Source organism: Streptomyces acidicola (assembly GCF_009377235.1).
GTDB classification, from domain to species: domain Bacteria; phylum Actinomycetota; class Actinomycetes; order Streptomycetales; family Streptomycetaceae; genus Streptomyces; species Streptomyces acidicola.
On the sequence record NZ_VMNX01000089.1, the window covers coordinates 26,807 to 34,417 of the forward strand.

The following is a 7,611-nucleotide window of genomic DNA, read 5'->3' on the forward strand; positions in this document are numbered from 1 at the left end:
TCCGCCGCGCATTTGTCGACGCCGTGATGGCGATGGGGGCCATGGGGTGCCTCATCGCCCGCCACGGTGACGGTGGTTGGGGGGACGATGGGCGTGGACGTCGGCACGGCGGCACGCGCCGGCGCCTGCGCGTCGGACGGGCCGTGCACGAGAGCGCACAGGCCGATCACCGCGAGCAGGCAGCCACGCACGAGAGCCATCAGCCGGCACACCCGGCGCGATGCGGTCGGGGTTCCGAGTGTGATGCGTGCGGGCATGCGGGTGAGGGGCGGCAACAGGTCCTCCGGGCACCCGCGCTCTCGGGCACCACGGCGGAAGCCATGGCGCGCGGACGCAGCGGGCATGAGTCGGGGGTGTAGGGCGAACGGTCCTGCTGTCCGTCGGACGCGGGCTCGGACCAGGGCTCGGGCTCGGCTCAAACCGGGATCAAACCCGGGAGTCGGCCCCGGAAACTGGCCCCGAAGGCGGGACGGAACAGCCGGAGAGGAGGAGTTCGCCGGGTTCTAGACCTGCTGAACGACCGCTGCTCTGAGGCTTCCTGACGACGAGACGGAGAGTTCCGGCTCGTTGAGGCTCCGGCGTGCCGTGGCCCGCCGAGGGCCGACCGGTTCGCCAACCGACACTGCAAAGCACGGCTGTGCGAGGGCCGGACCCTGGTACGCCTGTCCGGCGGCGCAGTGCTCGACCGGATGCGATGGAGTGTGGTCGCGGTGGCGTTCGTCCTTCGCGGTGGGAGGCATCGAGCCGTGTGCGTCCGTCGCGCCGTGGCCCTTCTCGGCCGGTCCGGCGGCAGGCGCGTCCGCGCTGGTCACCAGCTGTCCCGCGACGCCGTCGGGGCTCGCTCCGTGCGTGAGGACGACGCCCAGCAGCAGCGCAGCGAGAGCCAGCAGACGCAACAGCGGACCCGCACCGGAGCAGGCCCGCGCCATGCGCAGGGGTAACCAAGCCGTAACCACGCTGTGATCCTAACCGGCCCACGGATGCAGATCCGCCCACGCCTGGAAAGATCGCGGCAACAAGCCACGCACATGACCGATTTGCTTCGGCGAGCACTCGCGCGTGGCTGGGCAGCGTCGTTCTGGGCGCACACACGACAGGCGAGGACCGGCCCGGCCGGAACCCCGCGGTTCGGCGCGCGGACCGGGCGCGGGTCGGGCGCGGGTCGGGCGCTCGGATCGGCGCCGATCGATGTCACCCCGTCGTCCGCCCCCACCGGGTGTCCATGCGGCGCCACTCCTCGTCCCACTGCGCCATGCGCCGCCGGTCCAGCCGCTCGCGTACGCCGTACGCACAGGCCCATACCGCCCCGCCCGAGAAGGCCGCGGCCATCGTGCCCAGCATGGCCGCCTCCACCTGAGCCTCGGCGGGTGCCGGCGGCCGCGCCGTCAGGACGCCCTGCCGGTCGGTCCAGACGGTGACGTGGGACCCGGGCCGAGTGTCGGGCGCCGCCTGGGTGCGACCCGTGTGCTCCACGCCGCCCGTCGCCCTCCAGCGGACGGTGACCCAGGCCAGGTCGTCGTCCGCCAGGCGCCGGGACGCCGCGCCCTTGGCGTCGACGGCGCTCCTGGCGTTCTCGACAACCGTGGCCGCAACCGCATGGCGTTCGGCCCGCTGCCCTTCGAAGGCCTGGCCCGCGGCCTCAGCAGCCGTCACCCCGACCAGGGCACCGCCGACCACGCCCAGCACCCAGGCCACCAGCAGCACCCACGCCTCCACGAGGTCGCTGCCTCGTCTCAGCGGGCTGCGGCGCCATCGCCACAGTCCCGCGCGGGTGAGGGTTCTCTTTCCCTGCGTCTGCGACATCGGCCGACACCCCCTACGAGCACCAACCGCGACCCACTTTCCCGCCACCCGCCTTCCAGTGTGCGCCGCCCGCGGTCACCGCGCTTCCGAGCCCCGACGCCGACTCCGTGCCGCGACGGCCCGGTCACCGTGAGCGGCCGATTCGAGCGGCCCGCACGCCCGTTGAAGGCCGCGGGGGCCGTGCGGGCAGTGCGGGCAGTCCGGCCGTGCGGACCGGCAAGGTCGCGGTCCAATGTGTGTTCTATGTGCGCCCTATGTGTGTCCGATGTGTCTACGGCCTCAGAAGTGCTGGCGAGCGTAGGCGAGCGCGGCGCTGACGTTGATCAGCCCGGGCCCGGTGGCCGCGTCGAAACCGGGCCCGGCCTGGTTGCCGAACCGAGGGTGTCCGTGGCCGACGGTGACGTCGGTGGCGGTGGCGGCCAGGGCCTCGGCCACCTGCCCGGGCGTCAGACGGGGCTGTGCTCCCAGAAGGACCGCTGCCGCTCCGGCGACCTGTGGGGCAGCCGCCGATGTTCCGGAGAACAGCGCCCACCCGTCGTCCGGCCGGGTACCGTCGCCGGGGTCCGGCACCAGGCCGTCACCCGCCTGGCTCTCCTCGATGTCGATCTCACAGCCGGGCGGAACGGGCAGCATCAGGTACTGCGCCCGCGGCAGTTTGCCGACCAGTCCGCAGACCGTGGGCACCGTGACGTTCTGGAACCAGGGGCTGACGTAGCCGCTGGCGTAGTCCGAAGCCTGCAGGTCGAGGCCGGGACCGGCGAAGACGCCACCGGCCGCGATGACACCCGGCACCTGCGCCTCGATACTGAACTGGCCGTTGCCGGCGGAGAAGACGACCGTGATGTTCCGCTCGACGGCGTCGCGGATCTCCAGGGCCCATACGCGGGCAGCCGCAGGCGGCGGTCCGGGCGGCGGGTACGGATCGTCGCCGCCCCAGGAGTTGGTCATCACCCCGGGGCTGTCGCTGTCGGCCAGCAGGTCGCTCTTGGCCCTGACGAAGGCGGCGACGGCGCTGGTCAGCAGCCCGTTGCTGTTGCTGGCGCGGTAGGGCCGCAAGGTCGCGCCGGGCGCCACGGCGAAGATGTTCGCCGACTCACCGGTGCCGTGGCCGACGGGATCCTCAGCCGGATTGGTGCCCGGTTCGAGCACGACGGCAGGCCGGATGTCATAGCCGTGCAGGGTGAAGTAGGGGTGTGCGAACTGACCGGTGTCGGTCATGGCGACCGGCACACCACTGCCCACCTGACCGTCGTGGTGCGCGGCGGTCGCCCCGACCAGCATGGCCACGTCTCCGGGCAGCCGCAGGTGGAACTTGGCCACGCTGGGCGGCTGCGGGGGCGGGAACAAGCGGTGCGGTGCGCGCGGTTGCTCCAGGACCACCGCGTCGATGGCGTCGGCCCCCGGTACGGCGCCCACGGCGCGGTCCTCGGGCTGGCCCTCGCCGACGATGTCCAGGTGGGTGACGTAGCGGACCCTGCCGGACTCGACCTGCTGCAGGGCGTCGTAGGACTCGATCCGGCCGCCCGTCAGCTCCTCGAACGCCTGGGGCGGTCCGCTGACGGTCAGGCCCATCTCGCTCTCGGCCGTCACGGTCAGCCCCGCCGCCTCCGCAGTCCCACGGGCGGAGTTCCGGGTGCTCTGGTCGGCCTGGAAGGGGACGGCGGACTCGAAGGTACCGGCTTCGGCCATCAGCGCTCCCTCGCGGGAACGGGCCGATATGTAGCCGAAGACCGTCGACGGAGGCGGCTGATTGTTCTGCGTGAAGGGTGGCAGGGTCATGCTTCCTCCCGATGGCTGCCGGGCGGGCGGCCGCCCGGTGGATCAACGGATCAGTGGCCGGGAGAGTGCAGGGAAGGCGGCGCGACGACCGTGACGCTCCGCACGACGGTGCGCAGCTCCGGCGGCACGGGCAGTGTCTGCGGCCTGGACCAGTCGGACGCCCGGGCGCCGAACGCGTCCAGCAGCCGCTGCCACTCAGCTGTGAGCAGTGCCCCCGCCGCCATGGGCAGCACGCGAATGCCGCGCTCGGCACACCACCCGGTCAGGAGGTCGGCCGATGCGTCGTCCCGCAACTCGGCAACGGCCTCGACGACCTCATCACCTGGCCCCTGACCAGGCACATCGCTTGAGTGGCACATGCGTGGACCTCCCCGCGGTCTCCCACACCCGAGCCTCCCATTCGGGTGACGGGCACCGCGACGGCGACTACTCCAAACGGGTGACCCTCAGGTCGGCGTGCCGCCGGACCCGCGCAGGTCGGTCGGGCCGTTGCCTCGACGGGCCACCCGGCCGCCCTCACCTCGACGGGCCGCCCCGACTGGCCCCGGCGGCCTCGGCGCCGCGCAGCATGATCGTCCGGGACACCGCGAACGTCACCGGAATCGCCGCTCCGGAGGCGAGCAGCGGGGCGAGCCGACTGCCGGCGTGCAGGACGCCGACGATCACGTACATGCCTGCCGTCGTGATCAGGAAGCTGGTGGCATTGGTCAGGGGGAACAGCAGGAATTTCCGCCAGGTCGGGCGCGTGCGGTAGGTGAACCGCGCGTTCAGGAAAAACGATCCCGTCATGCTCAGGGCGAAGGCGAGAAGGTGGGCCGCGAGATAGGGCAGGCGTATGAGGAACAGCAAGTAAAGGCCGTAATAGGTCGCGGTGTTGACCACACCGACCAGGGCGAAGGCAAGGATCTGGCCCGAGATGGGCCGCGTCGGTGCGGGGCGGGCCGGTGCGGGCCGGGTTTCGGGAGTATCTGCCGTGTGTGTGGCCGTGCGCATCAGCGCGTGAGACTCCTCGTCGTGCTGCACGGCCTGCGGCCCTCCGTTTGTTCCCCGTTGGTCGCCTTCCACCAGGAAGTGCGGGCGCCCCCTCACCTCGTAGCAGATCCGGCCGGTGTACTCCCCGATGCTAACCACCTCGCACTCCGAGCCGAACGCGTCCGAAGACCGGTACTCGACAAGGTCGTTAGCATCGGGACATGCGCTTTCGTCGTAGCCATGACAACCTTGGCAACCTGCCCGACTTACCTCGCGATGCGCGAGCCGACCAGTACCCGATGCCGTCCGTCCCGTACGGCTGGTACGCCGTGCTCCGCAGCGCCGAGTTACGGCCGGGCCGGGTCGTCAGCCTGCACTACTTCGGACGTGCCCTCATCGCCTTCCGAGGGGCGGACGGCCGGCCCGCGGTACGGGACGCGCACTGCCCGCACTACGGCGCGCACCTGGGAGCCGGCGGGAAGGTCGTGGACGGCACCGTGGAGTGCCCGTTCCACGGGTGGCGCTTCGGTGCGGACGGCCGGTGCGTGGAGGCACCGTTCGCGGTCCGGACCCCCAAGGTGTCCATCGGCGGCTTCCCGGTCCGTGAGCACAGCGGGCTCGTGTTCGTCTACACCGGCCCGGGTGAGCCGCCGTGGGAGGTACCCGACATCCCCGAGACCGCATCCAGGGACTTCACCGAACCCATCGACGACACCTGCCGGGCGCGCATCCACATCCAGGAGATGCGCGAGAACATCGTGGACGAGTCCCACTTCCACTTCATCCACGGTCAGAGCGAGCCGCCTGTCCAGGACCTGCGCACGGACGGCCCCTTCGCCGAGGTCCGCGGCCGGATCCGCCGGCGCGTGTTCGGCCGGGACATCGACAACACCTTCGACGCGTTCATGTACGGGCCGGGCGTCATGGTGGTCCGTGCCCACGGCCCCGTCCTGTCGGTGACCGCCGTCGCCCTCACCACCCCCGTCGACGACCGCACGAGCGAGATGCGGATGCTGTACTACGTCCGCAAGCCGTCCCGTCTCCCGTTCCTGGCGCCCGCGCTCAAGCTGGTCTTCCGCATGGAAGCCCTGGACGAGGTGCGCGAGGAGGTCCGGATCTGGGACCACAAGATCCACCAGGCTCGCCCCGTCCTGCTTCCGCACGAGAAGGGAATCAAGGCGCTGCGCCGCTGGTACGCCCAGTTCTACCCGGCCGGTTGCCCCGCCCCGACCGACGTGCCGCCCGGCAGTCCGTCCGGCCCGTCGCACGACCTCAACCCGGTCCGTCAGGGCAGTGGCCGTATCGCCTGATGGAACGCGGTGTTGACCGCCAGCAGACCGCCGTCCACGCACAGGGTGGTCCCGGTGATCCAGGCCGCGTCCCGTGAGGCGAGGAACGCGACCGCCGCCGCGATGTCCTCCGGCTCCCCGACCCGCCCCAGCGGGTACGCCGGGGCCACCGCGTCGAGTTCGGTGTCGCGGCCTTCCCACGCCGAGGTGCGGACCGTGCCCGGCGCCACCAGGTTGACGCGGACCCCGCGCGGCGCCGCGTGCCCGGCGAGGGTGCGGGTCAGCGACATCAGCCCGGCCTTCGCGGCGCTGTAGGCGTGGTTGCCGAAGTCCTGGATGCCGTTCACGGAACCGATGGTGACGATCGCGCCGCGCCCCGAGGCCACCAGGTGCGGGAGCGCCGCGCGACAGCAGCGGTAGGCGCCGGTCAGGGTGAGGTCGAGGTCGCGCGCCCACACCTCGTCGGGCCCGTCCTCGAAGAGCGGGACGTCGGGCGTGCAGCAGGCCGCGCTGTTGACCAGCACGTCGAGCGAGCCGAAGGCGTCCACGGCGTACGCGACGGCCGCCTCCACCGACGACCGGTCGCCCACGTCACACCCGTACGCCTCGGCCGTCAGCCCGCGCTCACGCAGGTCCGCGGCCGTCTTCTCCGCCGCGTCCAGGTCCACGTCGGTGACAAGAACCCGGGCACCCTCCTCACCCAGCCGCCGGGCGGTGGCCGCGCCGATACCGCGGGCCGCGCCCGTGATGAGGACCCCGTACCCATCGAAGCGCTTCATCGGGCTGTCCGAATACGTCTGGTGCGTCTGGTGCGTCTGATGCTTCTTCGGATGCGTCGGATTCATGGACCGATTCATGGACCGATTCATCGGATTCATGGGCCGAACGTACTTGCTCGGCCGTCCGCCTGACGTTTGTCAGCGGTACCCCGTCGCGTCCGCCGGCTTGTTCGCGTCCTGGACCTCGACGATGTAGCGCCAGGCGTCGGGGCGGCTGCCGTCGAGGTCGGTGAAGCCGTACACCTGGGCGAGGCCACCGCTGGAGAGCGACTCGCCGTTCCAGCGCGCGACGTCGGGGTCCGCGGCCAGGGCGGTGACGGCCCGGCCGACATAGTGCGGGGTCTCGGAGATGCAGAAGTGGGGGACCTGCTCCAGGGCGTCCCGCCAGGTGTCCTCGGTGACGCCGAAGGTCTCCAGCATCATCTCCGAGCGGAGCCAGCCGGGGGTGAGGGCCACGGCGGTGGCGCCGCGCGGGCCGAGTTCGTGCCCCAGGGAGAAGCCCATGCGCAGGACGGACGACTTGGCGAGGTCGTAGAAGAACGAGTTGCGGTAGGTGTCGCGGTTGTACTCCGCGGTGCCGTCGGTCATCTCCACCACCAGGCCGCCGGGCCTGCGCAGCAACAGGGGCAGGGCATGGTGGAGGGTGATCGCGTGCGTCTCGACGGCGAGCCGCAGCAGCCGCAGGCCCTTGTCGAGGTCGTGCTCCCAGACCGGGGTGTCCCACGCGAAGAGCAGTTCGCCGCCCCAGATGTCGTTGACGAGGACGTCCAGGCGCCCCTGCTCGTCGTCGATACGGTCCACGAGCGCACGGACGCGGTCCGGGTCCAGGTGGTCGGTGGGTACTGCGATCCCGTGCCCGCCCGCCGCGGTGACGAGGTCGGCGGTGCCCTCGATGGTCTCGGGCCGGTCGTACTCCGAGCGCCGTGCGCGGGTGCTGCGACCGGTGACGTACACGGTGGCCCCGGCGGCCCCCAGTTCCACGGCGATCC

The 7,611-nt window shown here is 71.6% G+C and carries 8 protein-coding genes; 1 reads left to right on the forward strand and 7 read right to left on the reverse strand.

Features of this window, described 5'->3' with window-relative positions; genetic code table 11:
- Nucleotides 1-503: 503 nt before the first annotated feature.
- From FPZ41_RS22920 to FPZ41_RS22940, 5 genes are all read right to left on the reverse strand, one after another.
- Nucleotides 504-956, reverse strand: a complete 453-nt coding sequence (locus tag FPZ41_RS22920; protein ID WP_152865421.1) for a hypothetical protein — start codon at nucleotides 954-956, stop codon at nucleotides 504-506.
- A 235-nt stretch (nucleotides 957-1,191) separates the two neighbouring features.
- A complete protein-coding gene (locus FPZ41_RS22925; protein ID WP_152865423.1) occupies nucleotides 1,192-1,803 on the reverse strand; it encodes an Rv1733c family protein in 612 nt (203 codons plus the stop codon).
- 279 nt (nucleotides 1,804-2,082) lie between these two features.
- A complete protein-coding gene (locus FPZ41_RS22930) occupies nucleotides 2,083-3,582 on the reverse strand; it encodes a S8 family serine peptidase (RefSeq protein WP_152865425.1) in 1,500 nt (499 codons plus the stop codon).
- 50 nt (nucleotides 3,583-3,632) lie between these two features.
- A complete protein-coding gene (locus FPZ41_RS22935; protein ID WP_152865427.1) occupies nucleotides 3,633-3,941 on the reverse strand; it encodes a hypothetical protein in 309 nt (102 codons plus the stop codon).
- 157 nt (nucleotides 3,942-4,098) lie between these two features.
- Nucleotides 4,099-4,575 carry a GtrA family protein gene (locus tag FPZ41_RS22940; RefSeq protein ID WP_152865454.1) on the reverse strand — a complete coding sequence of 159 codons (477 nt, stop codon included), beginning with the start codon at nucleotides 4,573-4,575 and terminating at the stop codon, nucleotides 4,099-4,101.
- A 200-nt stretch (nucleotides 4,576-4,775) separates the two neighbouring features.
- Between FPZ41_RS22940 and FPZ41_RS22945 the strand changes: the two genes are divergently transcribed.
- On the forward strand, nucleotides 4,776-5,864 hold the full coding sequence (locus FPZ41_RS22945; RefSeq protein ID WP_228022913.1) for a Rieske 2Fe-2S domain-containing protein: 1,089 nt from the start codon (nucleotides 4,776-4,778) through the stop codon (nucleotides 5,862-5,864).
- On the opposite strand, the gene FPZ41_RS22950 is transcribed toward FPZ41_RS22945, so the two are convergent.
- Both FPZ41_RS22950 and FPZ41_RS22955 read right to left on the reverse strand, forming a co-directional pair.
- The gene (locus FPZ41_RS22950) at nucleotides 5,840-6,622 is read right to left on the reverse strand and encodes an SDR family NAD(P)-dependent oxidoreductase (RefSeq protein ID WP_152865429.1); all 783 of its coding nucleotides are present in this window, start codon (nucleotides 6,620-6,622) and stop codon (nucleotides 5,840-5,842) included. The two genes, FPZ41_RS22945 and FPZ41_RS22950, sit on opposite strands and share 25 nt — an antisense overlap.
- 138 nt (nucleotides 6,623-6,760) lie before the next feature.
- On the reverse strand, nucleotides 6,761-7,611 hold an 851-nt coding region (locus tag FPZ41_RS22955), incomplete at its 5' end, for an SDR family oxidoreductase (protein WP_152865432.1).

Coding starts and splice junctions, on each gene's coding strand:
- FPZ41_RS22950 (WP_152865429.1), bottom strand. CDS start 6,622: ATGAAGCGCTTCGATGGGTACGGGGTCCTCATCACGGGCGCGGCCCGC.
- FPZ41_RS22925 (WP_152865423.1), bottom strand. CDS start 1,803: ATGTCGCAGACGCAGGGAAAGAGAACCCTCACCCGCGCGGGACTGTGG.
- FPZ41_RS22945 (WP_228022913.1), top strand. CDS start 4,776: ATGCGCTTTCGTCGTAGCCATGACAACCTTGGCAACCTGCCCGACTTA.
- FPZ41_RS22940 (WP_152865454.1), bottom strand. CDS start 4,575: ATGCGCACGGCCACACACACGGCAGATACTCCCGAAACCCGGCCCGCA.
- FPZ41_RS22930 (WP_152865425.1), bottom strand. CDS start 3,582: ATGACCCTGCCACCCTTCACGCAGAACAATCAGCCGCCTCCGTCGACG.
- FPZ41_RS22935 (WP_152865427.1), bottom strand. CDS start 3,941: ATGTGCCACTCAAGCGATGTGCCTGGTCAGGGGCCAGGTGATGAGGTC.